Source organism: Paeniroseomonas aquatica, from assembly GCF_030409335.1.
Taxonomy (GTDB): Bacteria; Pseudomonadota; Alphaproteobacteria; order Acetobacterales; family Acetobacteraceae; genus Belnapia; species Belnapia aquatica.
In genome coordinates this window covers 25,121-45,982 of the sequence record NZ_JAUFPN010000142.1, presented here as the reverse complement: position 1 = coordinate 45,982, position 20,862 = coordinate 25,121, and the positions used below count along the sequence as shown (strand labels likewise).

The 20,862-nt window shown below is 73.7% G+C and carries 17 protein-coding genes; 11 read left to right on the top strand and 6 right to left on the bottom strand.

Annotated elements, in window-relative coordinates:
- Window positions 1-293: 293 nt before the first annotated feature.
- From QWZ14_RS12790 to QWZ14_RS12770, 5 genes are read left to right on the top strand one after another with little or no spacing between them, the layout of a single operon-like run.
- Complete coding sequence (locus tag QWZ14_RS12790) at window positions 294-716, top strand: hypothetical protein (protein ID WP_290317056.1); 423 nt, start codon at window positions 294-296, stop codon at window positions 714-716.
- Between the two features lie 3 nt (window positions 717-719).
- A complete protein-coding gene (locus QWZ14_RS12785) occupies window positions 720-2,489 on the top strand; it encodes a type I secretion system permease/ATPase (RefSeq protein ID WP_290317055.1) in 1,770 nt (589 codons plus the stop codon).
- Window positions 2,486-3,937 carry an HlyD family type I secretion periplasmic adaptor subunit gene (locus QWZ14_RS12780; protein ID WP_290317054.1) on the top strand — a complete coding sequence of 484 codons (1,452 nt, stop codon included), beginning with the start codon at window positions 2,486-2,488 and terminating at the stop codon, window positions 3,935-3,937. Before QWZ14_RS12785 ends, QWZ14_RS12780 begins: the two co-directional genes overlap by 4 nt.
- Window positions 3,938-3,967: 30 nt before the next feature.
- Window positions 3,968-4,243 (top strand): hypothetical protein, encoded by a 276-nt coding sequence (locus QWZ14_RS12775; protein WP_290317053.1) that lies wholly within the window; start codon window positions 3,968-3,970, stop codon window positions 4,241-4,243.
- A 4-nt stretch (window positions 4,244-4,247) separates the two neighbouring features.
- Window positions 4,248-5,168: a glycoside hydrolase family 5 protein gene (locus tag QWZ14_RS12770; RefSeq protein ID WP_290317052.1), complete on the top strand. Its 921-nt coding sequence runs from the start codon at window positions 4,248-4,250 to the stop codon at window positions 5,166-5,168.
- A gap of 33 nt (window positions 5,169-5,201) precedes the next feature.
- On the opposite strand, the gene QWZ14_RS12765 is transcribed toward QWZ14_RS12770, so the two are convergent.
- The gene (locus QWZ14_RS12765; RefSeq protein ID WP_290317051.1) at window positions 5,202-6,335 is read right to left on the bottom strand and encodes an acyltransferase family protein; all 1,134 of its coding nucleotides are present in this window, start codon (window positions 6,333-6,335) and stop codon (window positions 5,202-5,204) included.
- A gap of 239 nt (window positions 6,336-6,574) precedes the next feature.
- Between QWZ14_RS12765 and QWZ14_RS12760 the strand changes: the two genes are divergently transcribed.
- From QWZ14_RS12760 to QWZ14_RS12745, 4 genes are all read left to right on the top strand, one after another.
- Window positions 6,575-7,978: an O-antigen ligase family protein gene (locus QWZ14_RS12760; protein WP_290317050.1), complete on the top strand. Its 1,404-nt coding sequence runs from the start codon at window positions 6,575-6,577 to the stop codon at window positions 7,976-7,978.
- Window positions 7,979-7,983: 5 nt separating this feature from the next.
- Window positions 7,984-9,006, top strand: coding sequence for an acyltransferase family protein (locus QWZ14_RS12755; protein WP_290317049.1), 1,023 nt, complete (start codon window positions 7,984-7,986; stop codon window positions 9,004-9,006).
- 105 nt (window positions 9,007-9,111) lie between these two features.
- Complete coding sequence (locus tag QWZ14_RS12750; RefSeq protein ID WP_290317048.1) at window positions 9,112-10,380, top strand: ATP-grasp domain-containing protein; 1,269 nt, start codon at window positions 9,112-9,114, stop codon at window positions 10,378-10,380.
- A gap of 208 nt (window positions 10,381-10,588) precedes the next feature.
- A complete protein-coding gene (locus QWZ14_RS12745) occupies window positions 10,589-11,143 on the top strand; it encodes a TspO/MBR family protein (RefSeq protein ID WP_290317047.1) in 555 nt (184 codons plus the stop codon).
- Here QWZ14_RS12745 and QWZ14_RS12740 read toward each other — a convergent pair.
- The 4 genes from QWZ14_RS12740 to QWZ14_RS12725 are packed head-to-tail and all read right to left on the bottom strand — an operon-like array spanning window position 11,112 to window position 18,934.
- A complete protein-coding gene (locus tag QWZ14_RS12740) occupies window positions 11,112-11,582 on the bottom strand; it encodes a GNAT family N-acetyltransferase (protein WP_290317046.1) in 471 nt (156 codons plus the stop codon). The genes QWZ14_RS12745 and QWZ14_RS12740 overlap by 32 nt on opposite strands.
- Entirely contained in the window at window positions 11,579-13,021 is a 1,443-nt protein-coding gene (tldD, locus tag QWZ14_RS12735) for a metalloprotease TldD (RefSeq protein WP_290317045.1), read from the bottom strand. Before tldD ends, QWZ14_RS12740 begins: the two co-directional genes overlap by 4 nt.
- 13 nt (window positions 13,022-13,034) lie before the next feature.
- Window positions 13,035-17,864, bottom strand: coding sequence for a sensor histidine kinase (locus QWZ14_RS12730; protein ID WP_290317044.1), 4,830 nt, complete (start codon window positions 17,862-17,864; stop codon window positions 13,035-13,037).
- The gene (locus QWZ14_RS12725) at window positions 17,861-18,934 is read right to left on the bottom strand and encodes a COX15/CtaA family protein (RefSeq protein WP_290317043.1); all 1,074 of its coding nucleotides are present in this window, start codon (window positions 18,932-18,934) and stop codon (window positions 17,861-17,863) included. The genes QWZ14_RS12730 and QWZ14_RS12725 overlap by 4 nt, the downstream gene beginning before the upstream one ends.
- 125 nt (window positions 18,935-19,059) lie before the next feature.
- Between QWZ14_RS12725 and QWZ14_RS12720 the strand changes: the two genes are divergently transcribed.
- Both QWZ14_RS12720 and QWZ14_RS12715 read left to right on the top strand, forming a co-directional pair.
- A complete protein-coding gene (locus QWZ14_RS12720; RefSeq protein ID WP_290317042.1) occupies window positions 19,060-19,815 on the top strand; it encodes a glycosyltransferase in 756 nt (251 codons plus the stop codon).
- On the top strand, window positions 19,812-20,483 hold the full coding sequence (locus QWZ14_RS12715) for a TVP38/TMEM64 family protein (RefSeq protein WP_290317041.1): 672 nt from the start codon (window positions 19,812-19,814) through the stop codon (window positions 20,481-20,483). The genes QWZ14_RS12720 and QWZ14_RS12715 overlap by 4 nt, the downstream gene beginning before the upstream one ends.
- A gap of 31 nt (window positions 20,484-20,514) precedes the next feature.
- Here QWZ14_RS12715 and QWZ14_RS12710 read toward each other — a convergent pair whose 3' ends face one another.
- Window positions 20,515-20,787: an usg protein gene (locus QWZ14_RS12710; RefSeq protein WP_290317040.1), complete on the bottom strand. Its 273-nt coding sequence runs from the start codon at window positions 20,785-20,787 to the stop codon at window positions 20,515-20,517.
- Between the last annotated feature and the right edge of the window lie 75 nt (window positions 20,788-20,862).

Genomic DNA, 20,862 nt, shown 5'->3' with positions numbered 1-20,862 from the left:
GTTGCCGCGGTTTTCCCCTCCCCTGGCAGCGTAGGCGGGGGCGGAGGCGCATCGTGTTATGGTTACGGTCGATTCAGGCGGCCCGAAGGGGGTTGCAATTCGCCGCGTGGGCGGTGCGTATTCCCGCCGGATGCCACCCGGCCCAGGCAAATCTCAGTCCTGGTGCCGGAAGATCAGTTATTCGCGCCTGACGGGAAGGTCCCGCCGATCCGCCCCGCCGATCCGCCCCACGCGGGCCCAGCGGCGGACGCGACACCTTTTCCCCCTTGGGCGGCCCAGGATGGAGCCTTGCAATGGCCAGCGTCGAAACCTTCCGGCCGGGTGCACCCGGTGCGGACGCGGCTGAAGCCGCCCCCCGCCCGATCGACCTCGCCGCGTTCCAGGGCAGCCCGGAGGCCGACCGGCTGACCGGCCTCGTCGCCTTCGCCCTGGCCGCCGAGCGCCAGGCCGATGCCGAGCCGGAAACCGTCGCCCGGCTGCGGCAGGAGGCCGATGTGGCGCTGACCGAGCACGCCTTCCGCACCCTGCACAACAACGTCGAGCGGCTGCAGCAGGAGGCGGTGCGGGAGCAGCTCGGCCACCTGCCGCGGCCGCCCGGCTTCCTGCGGCTGCTGGCCGCCAATCTCCTCGCCCTGGTCCTGGTCGCGGCCGCGGCGGGCTGGCTCGCGCTTCACCCCCAAACCCTGGCCGGTATCACCGGCCTCCTGGCAGGCTGACGCATGTCCCTCACCCGTATGAGTCCCGGCGGCGTCGACATGGCAGCGGATACCCCGCTCCGCCGCGCCCTCAAGGCCTGCCGCAGCCAGTTCCTGATCGTCGGGGTGTTCAGCGGGGTGGTGAACCTGCTGCAGCTCACCACCTCGGTCTACATGATGCAGGTCTTCGACCGGGTGCTGGCCACCCGGGTGCTGGACACCCTGCTCTATCTCTCGATCATCGCCATCGCCGCGGTCGCGGTGCTGGCCATGCTGGAGGCGGTGCGCGGCAAGGTCATGCAGCGGATCGGCACCTGGATCGAGCACCGGGTCGCCCCCGAGGGCTTCGTCCGGGCGCTCGAGAGCACGCTGCGCGGCCGGCCCTACCGGATGGAGGCGCTGCGCGACCTGGCGGTCTGCCGCGGCTACCTCGGCTCGCCCGGCGCCCTCTCGCTCTATGACATCCCCTGGGTGCCGATCTACATCGGGGTCATCTTCCTGCTGCACCCGGTCATGGGCTACATCGCCCTCGGCGGCGCCGTGCTGCTGTTCGGCCTGACCCTGGCGAGCGAGGTCTCGACCTCGGCGCTGCTGAAGGAGGCCAATACCGCGGCGATGTCGAGCCAGCGCCGGGCGGACGCCATCTCCCGCAACGCCGAGGTGATCGACAGCATGGGCATGCTGCCCTCGGTCATCGGCCGCTGGCGGGAATCGGTCGCGGCCATGACCGCGCCGCAGCAGCGCGCCGCCGACCGCGCCGCCCTGCTGGTCGCCGCCACCAAGTTCTTCCGCCTCGGGGTGCAGATCGCCATCCTCGGCGTCGGCGCCTACCTGGTGCTGCAGCAGGAGCTCACCTCCGGCGCCTCGATCGCCGGCTCCATCATCATGGGCCGGGCCCTCGCCCCGGTGGAGCAGATGATCGGCGGCTGGAAGCAGCTCGTGCAGGCCCGGCAGTCCTTCCGCCGGCTGCAGTCCTTCCTGGCGCTGCCGCGGCTGCGCCCGCCCGGGCTGCCGCTGCCCGAACCGACCGGCAAGCTCTCGGTCGAACGCGTCTCCTATGCCTTCCCCGGCCAGGGCGTTGCGATGATCAAGGGCGTCAACTTCTCCCTCACCCCGGGCGAGAGCCTGGCCATCATCGGGCCGTCTGCCGCCGGCAAGACCACGCTGATCCGCATGCTGATCGGCACCCTGCCCGCCTCGGCCGGCACCGTCCGGCTCGACGGCGCCGACGTCTACCAGTGGCTGCGCGAGGACTTCGGCCGCCACGTCGGCTACCTGCCGCAGGATGTCGAGCTGTTCGACGGCACGGTCTTCCGCAACATCGCCCGGATGGCGGAAGCCGAGCCCGAGGCGGTCTACGAGGCCGCCCAGCTCGCCGGCTGCCACGACATGATCCTGCGCCTGCCGAACGGCTACGAGACCGAGATCGGCGACAGCGGCCAGTACCTCTCGGGCGGCCAGCGCCAGCTCATCGGCCTGGCCCGGGCCATGTTCGGCCGGCCCAAGCTGGTGGTGCTGGACGAGCCCAACTCCAACCTCGACGGCGATTCCGAGGCGGCGCTGACCGCCGCGCTGGAGCGGCTGAAGGCCCAGAGCACCACCGTGGTGCTGGTCTCCCACCGGCCGACCCTGGTGCAGGGCGTCGACAAGGTGCTGCTGCTGAAGGATGGCGCGATGGAGATGTTCGGCCCCCGCGCCGAGGTGCTGAAGCGCCTGATGAACCCGCCCCGCCCCGCCGACATGCCGCCCGGCGCCCCGCCGCTGGCCCGCCTCGAAGGGAGTGCCGCCCGATGAGCGCCACCACCGACACGCCCGATGCCGCCGCCGTGCCCGCCACGGTGGCGCGGCCCGCGACCGCCCTCACCGCCGCGCCCCTGGGCCGCGCCCTGGTGCCCGGCAGCCGCGGCCTCAGCACCGGCGGCCTGCCGCCCTTCCCCTTCAACCCGCTGCTGGACGCGGCGGCGCCGCGCACCGGCGGCACGCTGATCTTCGGGCTGCTGGTCTTCCTGGTCTTCGTCGTCGGCGGCCTGGCCTGGGCGGTCTTCGCCCCGCTGGCCGAGGCCTCGATCGCCCCCGGCGTCATCAAGGTCGAGGGCAGCCGCCGCACCATCCAGCACCTCGAGGGCGGCATCATCCGCGAGATGCTGGTCCGCGACGGCGCCAAGGTCGAGCAGGGCCAGGTGCTCATGCGGCTCGACGACATCCAGGCGGATGCCAGCCTCGAGACCCAGCGCGCCCAGCGCTGGGCGCTCATGGCCCAGGACGCCCGGCTGACCGCCGAGCTCTCCAGGGCCCGCGACATCACCTTCCCGCCGGAGCTGCGGGCCAGCACCAACGCCCGCGCCATGGACAGCATGGCCGGCCAGCGCGCCCTGTTCGAGGCGCGGACCGCCAGCCTGCTCAGCCAGGTCCAGGTGCTGCAGTCGCGCATCGACCAGCAGACCGCCGTCATCTCCGGCGCCCGCGGCCAGCTCGCCTCCACCCGCCGCCAGCTCGCGCTGATCAAGCAGGAGGAGGAGATGACCCGCACCCTGGTCAGCCAGGGCCTGCAGCGGCTGCCGCAGCTGCTGGCGCTGCAGCGCAGCTCCGCCGGGCTCGATGGCAGCATCGAGGACCTGAACGGCCAGATCGACCGCGCCAACGGCGCCATCGCCGAGGCCCGCCGGCAGATCCAGCAGACCGAGGAGCAGCGGATGCAGGACAACTCGCTCGAGCTGCGCGACGTCCGCGGCAAGCTCGCCGAGGCCGAGGAGAAGCTGCGCGCCGCCGCCGACGTCATGACCCGGCGCGAGATCGTGGCGCCGGAGAGCGGCACGGTGGTGAACCAGCGCTTCTTCACCCTGGGCGCGGTGGTGAAGCCGGGCGACCCGGTGATGGACCTGGTCCCCGACCACGACCGGCTGATCGCCGAGGTGAACGTCCAGCCCTACGACATCGACGTGGTCTACCCCGGCCTGCGCTCCGAGATCCGCCTGCCCGCCTTCAAGCAGCGGCTGGTCCCCTACCTGCACGGCCAGGTGACCTGGGTCGCGGCGGACGTGACCACGAACGAGCAAAGCCGGCAGCAGTACTACCGGGCCTACGTCCTCATCGACCAGGAGCAGCTGGCGAAGCTGCCGAACGTCTTCCTCACCCCCGGCATGCCGGTGGAGGCCCATGTGCAGATCGGCGAGCGGAGCTTCTTCCGCTATATCACCCAGCCGATCCGTGACAGCTTCCACCGCGCCTTCCGGGAACAGTGACCCGGGACCGCCTCAGGAGATCACCGTCGCATGGCCGATAGCCGCACCACCCTCTTTGCCGATGGCATCCTCGACGCCAGCGTCACCTACGGCGTCGCCCGGCTGACCCTGGCGCAGACCGGCCCGGACGGGAAGCCGGTGCCGGCCGGCCAGCTGGTGGTGCCGCTGGTCCAGCTGCCCTCCATGGCCAACAGCCTGCTCAACCTGCTGAAGCAGGTCGAGAGCAAGATGAAGGAGCAGCAGGCCCCTGCCGCCCCGGCCGTGGCGGAAGCGCCGACGGTGCCGGGCTCCTTCCGCTTCGGCTGAGCCGATGGCCGGGATCGCCCGCCGCCGCCTGATGGCGGCGCCGGCCGGCCTGGCCCTCGCCCGGCCCCGGCGGGCCGCGGCGCAGGCCTTCGCCCCGATCCGCGTCAGGATCGCCGGGCTGCAGCTCGGCGCCAACCTCGAACGCTGGTTCGCCATCTCGCGGGACAACCACCCGCGCCGGCTCGGCCGTGCCTGGTGGCGGGACTTCCGCGCCGCCGGCTTCGACCACGTCCGGATGTTCATCCCCGAGGTCGGCAAGACCGGCGCCGGCATGGAGATCCCCGGCCTCTTCGCCGAAGCGGTGCAGGATGCCCAGGCCGCGGGGCTGACGATCCTGCTGGGGCTGGCGGATTTCTATTACCAGTCGAATCCCTGGCAGGCCCAGGACTGGGCGGCGCTGCGCGCCCGGGCGGATTTCCTCGCCGCCCGCTGCGACCCCGCCACGGTGGTGCTGGCCGCGCTGAACGAGCCGGTCTTCGACGACACCCCGAGCTGGCTGCCGGTGCGGGACCGCCTGCTCGGGGTCCTGCGCCACGCCGCGCCGGACCACCTGCTGATGTGGGGCGGCCGGGAGTGGTGCAGCGTCGGGTCGCTGCTGGAATGCACCCCGCCGGCCGACCCCGGCACCATGGCGGAGGTCCACGACTACCAGGGCGGCGACACCGCCGCCGTCACCGCCCGCTTCGCCCCCGCCGCCGCCTGGCGGGACCGCCACGGCCTGCCGGTGGTGGTGGCCGAGCTCGGCGGCGCCCTCGGCCACGAGACGGACCGCGAGGCCTTCGCCGCCGACCTCGCCCAGTCCCTGCCCGCGCTGCGGCAGCTCGGCCTGCCCGCCACCCTCTGGTCCTACAGCCACGGCGGCTGGTGGCGCCTGCAGTCCGGCGACGAGCCGGTGCCGCGGCCCGGCCTGCTGCCCGGGCGCTAGGCGCCCCCTTACTGCCCGGGCGCCAGGCGCGCCTCAGGGCGAGGCCTTCAGCGGCCGCGCCGCGGCGGCGCCCGCCCGGCCGCGGTGCAGCAGCCAGGCATGCGCCGGCACCTCGATGAAGCGCCAGGCCAGCCAGCCCGCCACCAGGCTGCCGGCGAAGCCCGCCAGCATCAGCCCGATCCGCCCGGCGAGGCCGGGGTCGGCCAGCCGCAGCACCAGCACCAGCGCCGCCTCGATGAAGACCCAGCAGAGGTAGATGCCGAAGGACGCCTCCCCCAGCCGCAGCAGCAGGTCCGGCCGGTGCGGCGCCGCGCCCGGGACGGCGGCGGCGACGGGCCTGCCCGGGGCCGCCTGCCGGTGCAGCAGCGGCACCAGCACCGCCAGGCCCAGCACCGCCAGCGCATCGAGGTACAGCCAGAGGCCGAGCGGCAGCGCCGGCAGCAGCGCCCAGAGCAGCGGCCGCGGCAGCCGCCCCTCCGTCGCCAGCCGCCCGAGCCCGAGGCCCACCGCGAATTCCAGCCCGAACCGCACCAGCCCGAGGTGCAGCGTCCGGTTCAGCCCGTAGTCCGGCGTCGCCTCCGACAGCACCCAGAGCCCGGCCATCCCGGCCAGCGGCAGCAGCCAGACCGCCGGCCGCGGCAGCCGCACCAGCCCGGCCATGACCAGGGGAAAGGCGAGGTAGCCCGCCCATTCCACCGACAGCGCCCAGGAGGGGTAGTTCCAGGCATGCACCCGGGTGGTCTCCCAGGCGTTGGTCAGGGTCAGCTGCAGCAGGAATTCGCGCAGGCCGAAGCGCTCCGGGCTGCGGATGTCGAGGCCGGCGAGGCTCGCCGCCGCCACCAGCCCGGCCAGCGCCAGCAGCGCCAGCGCATGCAGCGGCCAGATCTTGGCGAAGCGCCGGCGCAGGAAGCCCTTGGCCCCGGCCCAGCCGACCGGCGGCCGCGCCCCGTAGCCGAGCCACAGCGCATAGCCCGAGAGCAGGAAGAAGCCGTCCACCCCGAGGTAGCCGTGCCCGAGCAGCGGCCGCAGCCAGGGCAGCGCCGCCCCCACCTGCAGCGGCAGATCGAGGTGATAGAGGATCACCCAGCCGATCAGGAAGAAGCGCAGCCGCGTCAGCGCCGTGTCGCGCGGCGCCGCACCCGTCGCCGTCGGCAATTCCTTCTGCATGCGCCCTGCTGTCTCCTGTCCGCGGCCCCGGTCCATCCGGCTCATCCACACGTTGGTCTTGCCAAAGCGCTGGACTACCGTGAAGCCCTGGCCTACCCAAGGCTGATCGCAACCCCGTGCCAACACGGCCTTATGTCGCCCGGATGCCAGGCAGGCCACCTTCGGTCACGCTCTTGGGTAGCCGCATGACACAACGCTGATTGGCCGGGCCGGATGCCCTGTGGGACAAGACGCGCCGCATGCTCACACTCACATCGCCCGCCGGGCAGGTCCTCATCGCCGTCTGCGGCGCCGCCGGCATGCTGCTCTTCGCGCTGCTGCAACCGGAATACCTGCTGCTGCTGCTGCCGCTGATGGTGCTCACCCTCGGCGCGCTGGCGATGTACCAGTTCCCGCAGGCGATCGTCGCCCTGCTGGTGCTGACCTACGGCATCGGTCTCGACATCCAGCTCGACGGCGGCATGTTCGCGGGCTCGGGCGGCGCCACCGCCGCGCTCGGCGCCGCGGTGGTCAAGGTGGTGCCCTTCGCCCTGGCCGGCGCGCTGCTCATCCGCTACGGCCCGGCCAGCGCCATCAACTGGCCCTTCCTCGCCTTCACCGTCATCGCGGTGATGAGCATCGTGATCCTGCCGATCGGCCGGATCGTCAGCAACGCCGAGATGGTGCGGAGCTTCATCGGCTCCACCGCGCCCTTCGTGCTGGCCTTCGCCATGGCGCCGAAGCGGATCTGGACCACCGTCATCCGCGGCGCCACGCTGGTGCCGATCATCAGCGCCTTCACCAGCCTGCTGACCACGGTCGCCGGGCTCTACCCCGCCATGGACCTGCTCGGCCGCTTCCAGGGCATGCATACCGCGCCCTTCCTCGCCGGCTTCTGCAGCACCGCCATCTTCGCCGCCATGCTGGAGTACCTGCGCGGCTTCAAGCTGCGCTGGATCATCATCGCCGGCATGAACCTCGCCATCCTGCTGGCGACCCAGGCCCGCGCCCCGCTCGGCGCCGTGATCCTCTTCATGCTCTGCATCTTCCTGCTCTCGGACAACAAGCTCTTCCCGATGAAGCGCAAGGTCGACCTGGTCATGGGCAGCATGGTCCCCGGCCTGCTGCTGCTCGGCCCGGTGCTGGTCTTCGCCCTCGGCCGCTTCGTCGACCAGGGCAGCAGCAGCTCGGGCCGCGACCTGATGTGGCCCTACTTCATCGAGGCGATCGAGGCCCGGCCGCTGTTCGGCTTCGGCCTCGGCGCCGGCAAGCTGCTCGTCAATCCGGACGACCCGCTCATCAAGCTGCTCGGCAGCACCGCCGCGCACAACGAGTACCTGCGGCTGTCGGTGGACGGCGGGATCATCGGCTGCGCCCTGATCTTCATCGCGCTGATCGCCTGGATCTGGGGCGGCTCGCGCAACCTCGCCCCGGCCGAGAAGCTGGTGCTGCGCGCCGCCCTGGCCGGCGTGCTGCTCCACAGCGGCTTCGACAACACCCTGATCGCCACCACCTCGGTCATGCAGTTCTGCCTGTTCGGGGCCATCCTCGCCCGCGGCCGGGCCGAGGCGAAGCAGGGCCTGCGCGGCCAGACCCCGCATGGCCGCGGCAGCGTCCGCCATGCCGCCGATACCCTTACCTGGCGCCAGCCAAGGCCCGGGTGAGCGGCATGGATCAGGGCGCCTCCCGCCCGGCGGTCCCGCGTTCGCGGGAACGCCGGCTCGACCTCGACCGTGCCCGCGGCATCGCCATCCTGCTGGTCGTCTTCGGCCATGTGGTGGCGCAGCAGGCCCCCGAGGGCAACACCTGGTACGAGCCGGTGCGCTTCGCGATCTACCGCTTCCACATGCCCTTCTTCCTCTACCTCAGCGGCACGGTGGTGGTGCTCTCGGGGCTGCTGGCGACCGCCCCGCCGGCCTGGCCGGCGGCGCTGCGCAAGCGGGCGGTCCGGCTGCTGGTACCGTTCTTCGGCATCGGGCTGTTCATCCTCGCCGCCAAGCTGGTGGCGCTGCAGCTCGTCTACGTCGACAACCCGCCGGAGGGGCTGGGGGGTGGCCTGCGTGACCTCTTCCTCACCACGGCGCGTAGCCCGGCCCTCTCGGTCTGGTACCTGCTGGTGCTGTTCCTCTGCACCATCGTGGCGCTGCTGCTGCGGCGCCTCGGCAGCACCGGGCTGGTGCTGCTCGGCCTCGCGCTGCAATTCCTCGAGGTCCCGCCCCTCGTCTACCTCGACCGCTTCGCCAGCCACTTCCTGTTCTTCGCCGCCGGGCTCTGGGTGGCGGAACGGCAGGGGCGGATGCTGCCGGCCTTCGAGGCCTGGCAACCCCTCTGGTGGGCGGCCTTCGCCCTCGGCATCGCCGCGGCCGAGCTGGAATGGCTCGATGCGCGCTGGTCGATGGTGCTCTGCGGCCTGCTCTGCATCCCGGCGCTGCACGGCGCCATCCGCCGGCCGCCGGTCTCGGCCTGGCAATGGCCGCTGGCGCTCGGGCGCTACGCCATGGCGATCTACCTCTTCAACACCCTGGCGATCGGCGGCGGCAAGGCGGTGCTGATCGCCGGCGGCATCGGCTGGACCGAGGCCTGGTTCCCGCTGCATGTCGCGGTCGCCATGGCGCTCGGGCTCGGGGTGCCGGTGCTGCTGAAGCGGCTGGTGCTGCGGCGCATCCCGCCGGTCGACCGGCTGACCGACTGAGCGCGCGGCGACGGCCGGCTTAAGGCTTCCTCCACCTCCCTGCCCCAGCCTCGGCGCCGGCCCTTCCGGGCCGGGCATCGCCGCAGGGGGGGACTTCGCCAGACCATGGACCGCTACGTCCACTCCGCCCTCGGCCCGCGGGACCGCGACCGCCTGCCCCCCGGCCCGCTGCTCGGCCGCGCCCTCGACTACGTCGCGCGGGAGGAATGGCGCGCCGCCCGCGCCGTGCTGGACCGGGCGGCGGAGGACCCGGCCGAGCGGCGGCGGGCGCAGTACCTGCTCTGGGAGGTCTGCCAGGTGCTGGGCGAGCCGGACCCCGCCGCCCGCGCCCTGCGCGCGGCGCTGCGGGAGGACCCCGTCACCACCCGCTTCAGCCCCGCCCCGCGCCGCCGCATCCTGGCGCTGGCGGCGCCGGGCGACTTCCAGGCGAACCTGCCGCTCGGCGCCCTGCTGGAGGCGCCCGAGATCGAGCTCCACACCCTCTGGCTGACCGATCCGGCGACGGTGCTGCGCGACCCCGCCGCCGCCTTCGCCGGCCCGCCGCCGGCCTTCGACTGCGTCTTCATCGCCATCGCCGAGGATCCCCGCCACCATCAGGCCCTGGCCGCCGCGGACCGGTTGGCCGCGGCGCTGGACGTGCCGGTCATCAACAGCGGCGCCGGCATCGCCGCCCTCTCCCGCCAGGGCGTGGCGGAACGGCTGCGCGGCCTGGCCGATGCGGTGGTGCCGCCGCAGGCGCTGCTGGACCGCGCGGCGCTCGAGGCCGGGCCGGCGCTCGACTGGCCGGTCATCATCCGGCCGGAGCATTCGCACGCCGGGCAGGGCCTCGCGCGGCTCGACGGGCCGGCGGCGCTGGCGGCCTACCTCCGCCGGACCGAGGCGGCGCGCTGCCACCTCGCCCCCTTCGTCGACTACCGCAGCGCCGACGGCCACTGGCGCAAGTACCGCATCATCCTGGTCGACGGGGAGCCCTGGCCCTGCCACCTGGCGGTGCACGACGACTGGACCATCTGGTACTACAACGCCCGCATGGAGCTGGCCCCCTGGAAGCGGGCCGAGGAAGCCCGCTTCCTCGGCGACTTCGCGGCGGCCTTCCCGGCCCCGGCGCGCCGCGCCCTGCAGGGCATCGCCGCGCGCATCGGCCTCGACTACTGCGGCATCGACTGCGGCCTGCTGCCCGACGGGCGGCTGGTGCTGTTCGAGGTCGAGACCGGCATGATCGTCCATGGCTGGGACCGGCCGGGGCTCTACCCCTACAAGCGCCGCGCGGTGCAGGCGATCGCCGGCGCGGTCGAGCGGCTGATCGACCGCCGCATCGCGGCATGGCCCGCCCGGACAGGCCGGGCTTGCCAATTGGCGGAAGGCGGTTTATAGGAATACCTGCCTACGGCATCCCGGCGGCGGGTGGCCGGTAAAACCCTCAATTCCTCAATTCCGCGACCAAAATCATGCCATATCAGTGGGTTAGGCGAAGCCGGTTGAGCCGAATTGAGCGGAATTGAGGGAAATTGAGCCGAATTGAGCGGCCGGGGAACCGCCCCCGAGGCTAGGCGCTTCTCGCCCGAACGGCGGAGACCACCCGATGCCCGGCGACCTCATCCCCAACGCGCTGATCCAACGCATCGCCAAGCCCGGCAACGCCCGCCCGCTGAGCGACCGGGACCTCGGCCTCGGCCTCGCCGTCACCGCCGGGGCGGTGCTCGCCTCCGCCCTGGTGGCCGCGCGCTATTCGCCCTCGCCCAACCACCCGCGCATCCGCGCCGACTACAAGCGGCTGGAGAAGCCGCCCTTCAACCCGCCCGATGCCGCCTTCGTGGTCTGGTTACCGCTCTACGGCGCCCTCACCCTCTCGGGCTGGCGCATCTGGAACGCGCCGAAGTCGCCGGCCCGCGACCGGGCGCTGGGCCACTGGTTCGGCATCCAGGTCCTGAACGCGCTCTGGATGTGGCTCGGCTTCGGCCGCCGGGACCGCGGTGCCGCCACCGCCGAGGCGGTGCTGACCACCGCCAATGCCGCCGCCTATGTCGAGGCCGCCCGCCACGTCGACCGCCCCGCCGCGCTGCTGGCGGTGCCCTACGCCGGCTGGATCGGCTTCGCCGCCCTGCTCAGCGAGGAGCTCTGGCGGCGCAACCGCTGAGGCTCTTGGCCATGAAGACCCGGGCGAAGCCCTGCTCCTGCCGCCGCCCCGTCTCGGCGTAGCCGCGGCGGGCATAGAGCGCGATGTTCCGCTCCATCAGCAGGTTGGTATAGAGCCGCACCTCGGCCAGCCCGAGCCGCCGCGCCTCCGCCTCGACGAAGTCGAGCAGCGCCCGGCCGTCGCCGCGGCCCTGCCGGGCCGGGTCGATGGCGATGTTGTCGAGCAGGAGGTGATCCGCCTCCCGCTCGATCACCACCAGCCCGGCGATGGCGCCCGCATCCTCCAGCACCCAGGCCTGGCCGGCGGCGATGCGGGCGGCGTAGTCGTCCTGCATCGGGAAGGGCCGGCGCCCGACGATGGGCACCCAGGGCCCATAGGCCGCCTCGACGATGGCGGCGAGGCGCGGCGCCTCCCCGGCCCGCGCCGGGCGGATGCTCACACGGCGGTCCCGCCGACCGTCAGCCCGGCCAGCTTCAGGGTCGGCTGGCCGACGCCGACCGGCACGCCCTGGCCCTGCTTGCCGCAGGTGCCGATGCCGGCGTCCAGCGCCATGTCGTTGCCGACCATGGTCACCTTGGTCAGGCTGTCCGGCCCGTTGCCGATCAGGGTCGCGCCCTTCACCGGCGCGCCGAGCTTGCCGTCCTCGATGAGGTAGGCCTCGCTCGCCGAGAAGACGAACTTGCCCGAGGTGATGTCGACCTGCCCGCCGCCGAAATTCACGGCGTAGAGGCCCTTCTTGACCCCGCGCAGGATCTCCTCCGGCGCATGGGTTCCGCCGAGCATGACGGTATTGGTCATCCGCGGCATCGGGATATGGGCGTAGCTCTGGCGGCGGCCGTTGCCGGTCGGGTCCATGCCCATCAGCCGGGCGTTCTGCCGGTCCTGCAGGAAGCCGACCAGGATGCCGTCCTCGATCAGCACGGTGCGGTGGCTCGGCGTGCCCTCGTCGTCGACGGTGAGCGAGCCGCGGCGGTCCGGCATCGTGCCGTCGTCGATCACCGTGACGCCCGGCGAGGCGACGCGCTGGCCGAGCAGGCCGGCGAAGGCGCTGGTCTTCTTGCGGTTGAAGTCGCCCTCCAGCCCATGGCCGATCGCCTCGTGCAGCAAAATCCCGGGCCAGCCCGGGCCGAGCACCACCTCCATCTCCCCGGCCGGGGCCGGGACGCTGTCGAGGTTGACCAGCGCCTGGCGCAGCGCCTCGTCGACCGCGCCGTGCCAGACCTGCTCGGTCAGGATGCGGCCGTATTCGAACCGCCCGCCGAGGCCGTGGCTGCCGGTCTCGCGCCGGCCGTCCTGCTCGACCACCACCGCGACGTTGAGCCGCACCAGCGGGCGGATGTCGGCGACGCGGGTACCGTCGGCACGGATGATCTGCACCGCCTGCCATTCGCCGAAGATCGAGGCCATGACCTGCTTCACCCGCGGGTCGCGGGCCCGGGCGAAGGCGTCGATCTCGCCGAGCAGCGCGGTCTTGGCGCCGAAGTCGAGCAGGGTCAGCGGGTTGCCGTCGCCGTAGAGCCGGGCGTTGGTCGCACGCGGCGCCAGGTCCAGCGTGCCGGAATAGCCCTGCCGCACCGCGCCGACCGTCTCGGCCGCGCGCTTCAGCGCCGCCTCGGTCATCTCGCCGGAATGGGCGTAGCCGGCGGCCTCGCCGGCCACGGCGCGCAGGCCGAAGCCCCGCGTCGCGTCGAAGGTGGCGGAGCGGATGCGGCCGTCGTCGAGCGAGATGCCCTCGCTCTCGCAGTACTCGAGGAAGAGCTCCCCGTCCTCGGCCCCGGCCAGGGCTGACTGCACCAGCGCCTCCGTCCCGGCGCGGTCGAGCTGGTCGTCGGCGAAGAACAGGCGGTCGGTGACCGAGAGCGGCGTGTCGAGCGGCATGGGGTGGCTCCAATCAATCGGCCAGCAGGCGGGCTTTGGGGATGCGCAGCACCGCGGTGGTGCCGGCGCCGGGGGCGCTTTCCAGGGTCAGCGTGGCCCCCTGGGCCTCCGCCAGCGCCCGGGACAGATATAGGCCGAGCCCCGAGCCGGGGAAGCGGCGGGAGAGCGATGAATCCAATTGGGTGAAGGCCTCGAAGGCGCGGGGGATGTCGGCGGCCGCCATGCCGATGCCGGTATCGGACACCCGCAGCAGCAGGTCGCCGCCCGGCTCGATCGCCGCGCCGAGGGTCACCGTGCCGCCGGCGGGGGTGAATTTCACCGCATTGGCGACGAGGTTCAGCAGCACCTGGCGCAGCCGCAGCTCGTCGGCCCGGACCAGCGGCAGGATCGCCGGCAGCGCCGCCTGGATGGCCACCTGGGCGGTCGCCGCGGTCGCCTGCATCACCCGCACCACGCCCCCGGCCAGCGCGCCGAGGTCGACCCGGCCCTCGACGACGGCGAAGCCGGTGGTCTCCGAGCGGGTGACGTCGAGGATGTCGTCGATCAGCGAGAGCAGGTGCCGCCCCGCCTCATGGATGGACTGCACGTAGTCCCGGCCGCGCACCGGGTCGCGGTCCACCATGAAGGCCTCGGAGAAGCCGATGACGGCGTTCAGCGGCGTCCGCAGCTCGTGGCTCATCGTCGCCAGGAAGCGGGACTTGGCCTTGTTGGCGGCCTCGGCAGCGTCGCGCGCCCGCTCCAGCTCGGCGCGCGCCCGCTGCTCGTCGCTGATGTCGCGGTAGCTGCGGATATAGCCGGCCTCGCCGGCGCGGTCGGTGGTGACCTCGATGATCCGCCCATGCTGCAGCGTCCGCTGCCGGGTATAGGGCACCGGCCAGGGCCGGTCCCGCGGCACCAGCGACAGCGCCTCGCCCAGCACCTCGGCATCGAAGTAGCCGGCCTCCGCCTGGTCGGCGATCATGGCGTGGATGTGCCGCCCCGGCTGCAGCGCCTCCGGCGGCAGGCCGTTCAGCGCGGCGGCCATGCCGTTGGCCGCCACCACCCGGCCCTCGAGGTCGAACAGCATGATGCCCTGGCGGCTGTTCTCCAGCATGGCCTGGAGGATGTCGGCGCGATGCCGCACCGCCTGCTCGGCATCCATCAGGGCGGTGATGTCGGAGGAGGTGACGACGAAGCCGCCGTCCGGGGTCGGGTCCGAGGTGACCTCGAGGATGCGGCCGTCGTGACAGGGGCGGACGTAGCGCGCCGGCAGGCTGCGGTCCATCTCGCGGGCCATCCGCGCCACCGCGGCGCTGTCGCCGCCCAGCACCTGCAGCGCCAGCTGCTCCTCGACCAGCGCGTCGAGGCTGCGGCCCGGGCGCAGCGCCCCCGGCGGATGTCCGGCCAGCTCGGCGGCCAGGGCATTGGCCGCGATCACCCGGCGGTCCGCGCCGTAGTAGCAGATGCCGTGCCGGATGTTGTCGAGCATGACCTGCAGGATGCCGGCGCGCTCGCGCGCCGCCGCCTCGGCCAGGGTCACCGCGGTGACGTCGCTGTAGGTGACGACGAAGCCGCCGTCCGGCGTCGGGTCGCAGAAGACCTCGATCACCCGGCCGTCCGGCCGCTGCCGGCTGCGCCGCGACGGCCGGGTGGGGCCCTCCTCCAGCGCCTCCTCCAGCACCGCCTGCAGCGCCGCCTCGGTCATCATCCCGGCCTCCACCGCCTCCCGCAGCAGCTCGGCCGCCTGCCGGCCGGGGCGCAGCGCGGCGGCGGGGATGCCGATCAGCTCGGCCACCAGCGCATTGGCCGTCAGCAGCCGGCAGTCGCGGTCGAACAGCGCGATGCCGTGGCGCATGCTGTCCAGCATGACCTGCAGCAGCGCCGCCCGGTCCGCGGCGGCGCCCTGGGCCTCCAGCAGCTCGGTGACGTCGGCGTGGATGACGACGAAGCCGCCGTCCGGCGTCGGGCTGGAGGTGACCTCGAGGATCCGGCCCTGCGGCGTCCGCCGCACGTAGCGCGCCGGCACGCCCCGGTTCAGGGTATGGCCCATGCGCAGCGCCGCCGCGGTCGCCTCGGCATCGCCGAAGATCCCCTGCTCGGCCTGCCACTGCAGCAGCGCCTCGAAGCCGATGCCGACCCTCAGCGCCTGCGGCGCATTCCCGGTCAGCGCGTCGACCAGGTTGTTGAAGGCGATCAGTCGGTGGTCCGGGCCGAAGTAGCGGATGCCGTGCCGCAGGTTGTCGAGCATCACCTGCAGCACCGCGGCCCGCTCCGAGGCCTCGGCCTTGGCCTGCTCCAGGTCGGTCACGTCGGAGGTGGTGACGACGAAGCCGCCATCCGGGGTGGGGTCGGAGCCGATGTCGAGCACCCGCCCGTCCGGCATCCGGCGCCGGTAGCGGATCGGCCGGGAGCGGTCGATGCCGATCAACTCGGCGGCGGTCCGCGCCGCCTCCGGCTCCGGCCCGAAGAGGCCGAGCGCCTGCTGCTCGCGGACCAGCGCGTCGAAGGCCACGCCGGCCCGGCCGTGCAGGTCGTCCAGGCCATGCCGCGGCCCGGCGAGCCGGTTGGCGACCAGCAGCCGGCGGTCCGGCCCGTACATGGCGATGCCGTGCCGCACGTTGTCCAGGGTCACCTGCAGGGTGGCGGCGCGCTGCCGCGCATCTGCCTCGGCCAGGGCCCGGGCGGTGACGTCGGTGAAGCTGACGACGAAGCCGCCGTCCGGGGTCGGGTCGCTGTAGACCTCGACCACCTTGCCGTCGGGCATCCGCCGGGTGCGCCGCCAGGGCCTGCCCCGATCCGCCGCCAGCAGCCGGGCCAGGTTGCCGTCGCCCTCGGCTCCCGGCCCGTACATGCCGCGGGCGTGCTGCCGGCGAAGCTGGTCCTCGAGCAGGATGCCCGGCCGCAGCTCCTCCGCCTGCAGCCCGCCGATCTCGCGGGCCAGGGCATTGGAGGCGAGCAGCCGGCGGTCCGGCCCGAACAGCATGATCCCGTGCCGCATGGTATCGAGCGCGGCCTGCAGCATGGCCGCCCGCTGCTTGGCCTCCGCCTCGGCCCGGGCCAGGGCGGTGATGTCGGAGAGGGTGACGACGAAGCCGCCGTCCGGCATCGGGTCGGAGGCGACCTCCAGCACCCGGCCGTCGCGGGAGGGCCGGGTGTAGCGCAGCGGGCGCGACCGGTCGGCCTCCACCGCCAGGGTCCGGTAGCTCCGGTCGAGGGCGGCGTCGCCGGTGAACATGCCGACCTCCTGGGCCGCCACCAGCTCGTCCAGCCGCCGGCCGGGCCGCAGCGCCCCGGGCTCGTAGCCGACCATCTGCTCGGCCAGGCGATTGGCCGCCAGCAGCTCCCGGCCGGGGCCGAAGAGCGCGACGCCGGTGCGCATGTTCTCGATCATCGCCTGCTGCGTGGCGGCCCGCTGCGCCGCCGCCGCATCGGCGCGGGACAGCGCGGTGACATCCGTCCAGGTCAGGACGAAGCCGCCGTCCGGGGTCGGGTCGGAGGCGCCCTCGACCACCCGGCCGTCGGGCAGGGTGCGGCGGGACCGGTGCGGGGTGCGGCGGTCGCGGGCGCTGGCCGCCGCCGCCGCCGCCGCCGAGGCGAAGACGCCGCGCCGCAGCCGGATGGCATTGAGCGCGGCGACCGCCATGCCAGGCACGACGTCGCCCGGCTGCAGCCCGGCCAGCTCGGCGGCCTGGGAATTGGCCATGAGGAGGCGGGCGTCGGGGCCGAACAGGGCGATGCCGTGGCGCATCGAATCCTGCATGGTCTGCAGCAGGGCGGCATGGTCCCGCGCCGCCGCCTTGGCGGTGGCGAGGGCGGTGATGTCGGCGAAGGTGACCACCTGCCCGCCCGCCTCGGTCGGCGCCCAGAGGATCTCGACGAAGCGGCCGTTCGGCAGCCGGCGGCGTTCGCTGCCGGGCTGGCGCGGGTCGCGGGCCAGAACCTCGCGCAGCCGCGCCTCGCCCGCGGCGCCCTCGCCCAGGAGGCCGCGGGCCAGCTGCAGGCGGAGGAACGCCTCGCGGCTGCAGCCGGGGACGAGATCCCCGGGCGACAGGCCGCAGATCTCGGCGACCTGGGCATTGGCGACCAGCAGCCGCCGGTCCGGGTCGAAGATCAGGCAGCCATGCCGCATGGCGTCCAGCGCCGCGGCCAGGGTCCCGGCCCTCTCCCGCGCCGCCGCCTCGGCCTGGGCGCGGGCGGTGATGTCCATGAAGTTCAGCACGAAGCCGCCGTCCGGCGTCGGGTCGGAGGTGACCTCGATCACCTCGCCGCCGGGGGTCGCGCGCTGGTAGCGGATGGGCTGGCGGCGATCGAGCCGCTTGATGCGGGCCGCTTCCGCCAGCCCGGCGGCGCCCTCGCCGAACAGGCCGGAGGCGGCCTGGGCATCGACCACCTCGTCGAATCGCGCGCCGGGCAGCGGGAAGCCTTCCGGGGTGCCGCTGAGGCGCCGGGCCAGCCGGTTCATCACCACCAGCCGCCGGTCCGGCCCGAAGACCGCGACGCCCTGCCGCAGGGCATCGAGCGTCGCCCGCAGCTGGCCGGCCTCCGCGCGCTGCGCCGCCTCGGCCGCGGCCTGCGCGGTGACGTCGGTGTAGGTGACGACGCAGCCGCCATCCGGCAGGGGGTCCGAGGTGACCGCCACCACCGTGCCGTCCGGCCGGATGCGGGCCTGGCCGGGCTCGGGGGTCGCGGGCGGGGCGCCGGGCGCCGGGTCCAGCTCGCCGAGGGCGACGGCGCGCGGGGTGGCGGCGACCAGCCGGGCGGCGGCATCGAACACCGCGATGCCCTGCCGCAGGGCGGCCAGCACGGGATGCGCGAGGAGCGCCGCCTCGCCGGCCATGCCGGGCCCGGCGGCGGTCCTGCTCAATGCCGCCGCTCCGGCCCGCGCAGCCCGTTCAGCGCCAGCAGCGCCATCCCGAGCACCAGCACGGCGCAGGCCTGGTGCAGGGTGCCGAGCCAGACCGGCACCATGGCCAGCAGGGTGGCGACGCCGAGCCCGTACTGCAGCAGCACCGCGGCGCCGAGGCCGAGGCAGGCGCTGCGGGCGAAGCCGGGCGGCAGCCGGCGCCAGGCGGCGAAGGCCGCCCCCAGCGCGGCCAGCCCGGCCAGGGTCGCCAGCAGGCGGTGGTTGAACTGCACCGTGGCGATATTGGTGGTGAGATTCGTCCAGCCCGGCTGCAGCCCCCAGTAGCCCTCGGGCACCAGCCGTCCGGCCATCAGCGGGAAGGTGTTGTAGTCGAGCCCGGCGCGGTTGCCGGCGACGAAGCCGCCCGCCAGCATGGCTCCGACCAGCAGCCAGGCCGCCGCCTTCACCTGGCGGCGGAGGCCGCCGAAGGCCGGCTCGGCCACCGCCGGCCGCGGCCGCAGCAGCGCCAGCCCGGTCCAGGTGAGCGCCGCGAAGAGCAGCAGCGCCAGGCCGAGGTGCATGACGAGGCGATAGGGCGAGACCGCGGTGCGGTCCGCCTCGAAGCCCGAAGCGACCATGAACCAGCCGACCGCGCCCTGCAGCCCGCCCAGCACCAGCAGCCCGAGCAGCCGCGGCTTGAGCCCGGCCGGGATGCGGCCGCGCAGCCAGAACCAGGCCAGCGGCAGCGCGTAGGCGAGGCCGATCAGCCGGCCCCAGAAGCGGTGGATCCACTCCAGCCAGAAGATCTGCTTGAAGCCCTCGATCCCGAAGCCCTGGTTGACCAGCGCGTATTGCGGGATGCCGCGGTAGAGCTGGTAGAGCCGGTCCCACTCCGCCGCCGACAGCGGCGGCAGCGCCCCCGAGAGCGGCGCCCATTCCATGATCGAGAGGCCCGAGCCGGTCAGCCGGGTGGCGCCGCCGATGGCGACCATGGCCCAGACCATGCCGGCCACGGCGAGCAGCCAGAGGGCGATGGCGCGCGGCATCGCCCGGGCGCGGGAGGGGGTCCGGGAGGGAGCATCGAAGGGCATGGATACAGTATAGGCAGGCCGGGCCGATCCGGCATCAAGCGAAGCGCCGCGCGGCACGCGCAGCAGCAGGGCACCCGGGGCCGCGGCTTGCCCTTGGCGGCACCGGCTGCTACCGCACCGCGGCGATGCACCCTGCCCCCGGCACGACCCCAACACCCCTCCTGTCGGTCGTGATCCCCGTGCGCAACGAGGCGCCGAACATCGCGCCCCTGGTCGCCGAGATCGAGGCCGCGCTGGCCGGCGTCGCGCATGAGATCGTCTATGTCGACGACGGCTCCACCGATGCGACGCCGGCGGCGCTGCGGGCGGCGGCGGCGGGCGCGCCGCTGCGCCATTTCCGGCACCGCGCGAGCTGCGGCCAGTCCGCCGCGGTCATCACCGGGGTGCGGGCGGCGCGCGGCACCTGGATCGCAACCCTCGACGGCGACGGCCAGAACGACCCGGCCGACATCCCGCGCATGCTCGCCCGGGCCGAGGCCGGCGGGGCGATGCTGCTGGTCGCCGGCCACCGGGTGACCCGGCGGGACAGCTGGGTGAAGCGGCGCTCGAGCCGCATCGCCAACCGCATCCGCGCCCGGCTGCTGGGCGATGCGACGCCGGATACCGGCTGCGGGCTGAAGGTCTTCCCGCGCGCCCTGTTCCTCGCGCTGCCGCACTTCGACCACATGCACCGCTTCCTGCCGGCGCTGGTGCTGCGCCAGGGCGGGACGGTGGTGAGCGAGCCGGTGAACCACCGGCCGCGCACCCGCGGCGCCTCGAACTACGGCACGCTGGACCGGCTGGCGGTGAGCCTGTTCGACCTGATGGGCGTCGCCTGGCTGCAGCGGCGCGGGGCGCGGCCGGTCGTCGAGTCCACCGATGCGGATGGCCCGGGGGCGTGAGCCCGAGGACCAGGGCCATCGCCAAGCTGCTGCTGCTGGCGGCCGGGCTGGTGGCCTCCGGGCTGCTGCTGCGCTGGCTGGGCGCGGCGCTGGGCACCGAATGGGTCGACCGCAACATCCGCGGCCAGGGGCTGTGGGGGGAGGCGATCTTCCTGCTGCTCGGCAGCGTGGCGACGGCGGTGGGGGCGCCGCGGCAGGGCATCGCCTTCCTCGGCGGCTATGCCTTCGGGGCAGTGGCGGGCACCGGGCTGGCGCTGGCCGGGCAGCTGGCCGGCTGCGCGCTGTCCTACGGCTGGGCCCTGATGGTCGGCCGCGGCTGGGCGGAGCGGCGCCTGGCCGGGCGCTTCGGCCGGCGGCTGCGGCCGCTGCGGGACGCGCTGGCGGCCAGCCCCTTCGAGGCCACCGTGGCGCTCCGGCTGCTCCCGGTCGGCAACAACCTGGCGCTGAACCTGCTGGCGGGGATGGCGAGCATCCCGCTGCTGCCCTTCCTCGCCGCCTCGGCGATCGGCTACCTGCCGCAGACGCTGGTCTTCGCGCTGCTCGGCAAGGGCGTGCGGGTGGATGGGGCCTGGCAGCTCGGGCTTTCGGCGCTGCTGCTGCTGGGCTCGGTCGGGATCGGCTTCTGGCTGCTGCGGCGGCACCGGGCGGGGCGGGCCCTGGAGGAGTGAGGCCGGCCCCGCGCCGGGTCTGCCGGTGGACTCAGTGCAGGACGAACTGGCCGTCGGCGTAGCGCAGCTCGGTCGGGCGGATCAGCGCCGGCGAGGCGACCCGGACGGAATGCAGCGGCCCCTCGATCTCGCGGCGCCAAAACTCGAGGAATTTGGACAGCTCGGGGAAGACCGGGGCCCGGTCGATCTTCTGCCAGACGAAGGTCTGCAGCACGCCGGGATGGTCGGGCATGTGATAGAGGATCTCGGCGGTGGTGAGCCGCCAGTCGGGGATGTGGACGAAGCGTTCCAGGGTCTGCAGCACGCGGGTATCCTTTCGCTGGCCTTTCGCTGATGCACCGCCGTTCGGCAGGCGAGTCCTCCGTGGTTGCAGCGCGAA

What these genes read in the sequence shown, in the direction of transcription:
- QWZ14_RS12770 (WP_290317052.1), top strand. Translation starts at nt 4,248, where the DNA reads ATGGCCGGGATCGCCCGCCGCCGCCTGATGGCGGCGCCGGCCGGCCTG.
- QWZ14_RS12745 (WP_290317047.1), top strand. Translation starts at nt 10,589, where the DNA reads ATGCCCGGCGACCTCATCCCCAACGCGCTGATCCAACGCATCGCCAAG.
- QWZ14_RS12755 (WP_290317049.1), top strand. Translation starts at nt 7,984, where the DNA reads ATGGATCAGGGCGCCTCCCGCCCGGCGGTCCCGCGTTCGCGGGAACGC.
- QWZ14_RS12775 (WP_290317053.1), top strand. Translation starts at nt 3,968, where the DNA reads ATGGCCGATAGCCGCACCACCCTCTTTGCCGATGGCATCCTCGACGCC.
- QWZ14_RS12785 (WP_290317055.1), top strand. Translation starts at nt 720, where the DNA reads ATGTCCCTCACCCGTATGAGTCCCGGCGGCGTCGACATGGCAGCGGAT.
- QWZ14_RS12780 (WP_290317054.1), top strand. Translation starts at nt 2,486, where the DNA reads ATGAGCGCCACCACCGACACGCCCGATGCCGCCGCCGTGCCCGCCACG.
- QWZ14_RS12725 (WP_290317043.1), bottom strand. Translation starts at nt 18,934, where the DNA reads ATGCCCTTCGATGCTCCCTCCCGGACCCCCTCCCGCGCCCGGGCGATG.
- QWZ14_RS12720 (WP_290317042.1), top strand. Translation starts at nt 19,060, where the DNA reads ATGCACCCTGCCCCCGGCACGACCCCAACACCCCTCCTGTCGGTCGTG.
- tldD (WP_290317045.1), bottom strand. Translation starts at nt 13,021, where the DNA reads ATGCCGCTCGACACGCCGCTCTCGGTCACCGACCGCCTGTTCTTCGCC.
- QWZ14_RS12760 (WP_290317050.1), top strand. Translation starts at nt 6,575, where the DNA reads ATGCTCACACTCACATCGCCCGCCGGGCAGGTCCTCATCGCCGTCTGC.
- QWZ14_RS12750 (WP_290317048.1), top strand. Translation starts at nt 9,112, where the DNA reads ATGGACCGCTACGTCCACTCCGCCCTCGGCCCGCGGGACCGCGACCGC.
- QWZ14_RS12765 (WP_290317051.1), bottom strand. Translation starts at nt 6,335, where the DNA reads ATGCAGAAGGAATTGCCGACGGCGACGGGTGCGGCGCCGCGCGACACG.
- QWZ14_RS12790 (WP_290317056.1), top strand. Translation starts at nt 294, where the DNA reads ATGGCCAGCGTCGAAACCTTCCGGCCGGGTGCACCCGGTGCGGACGCG.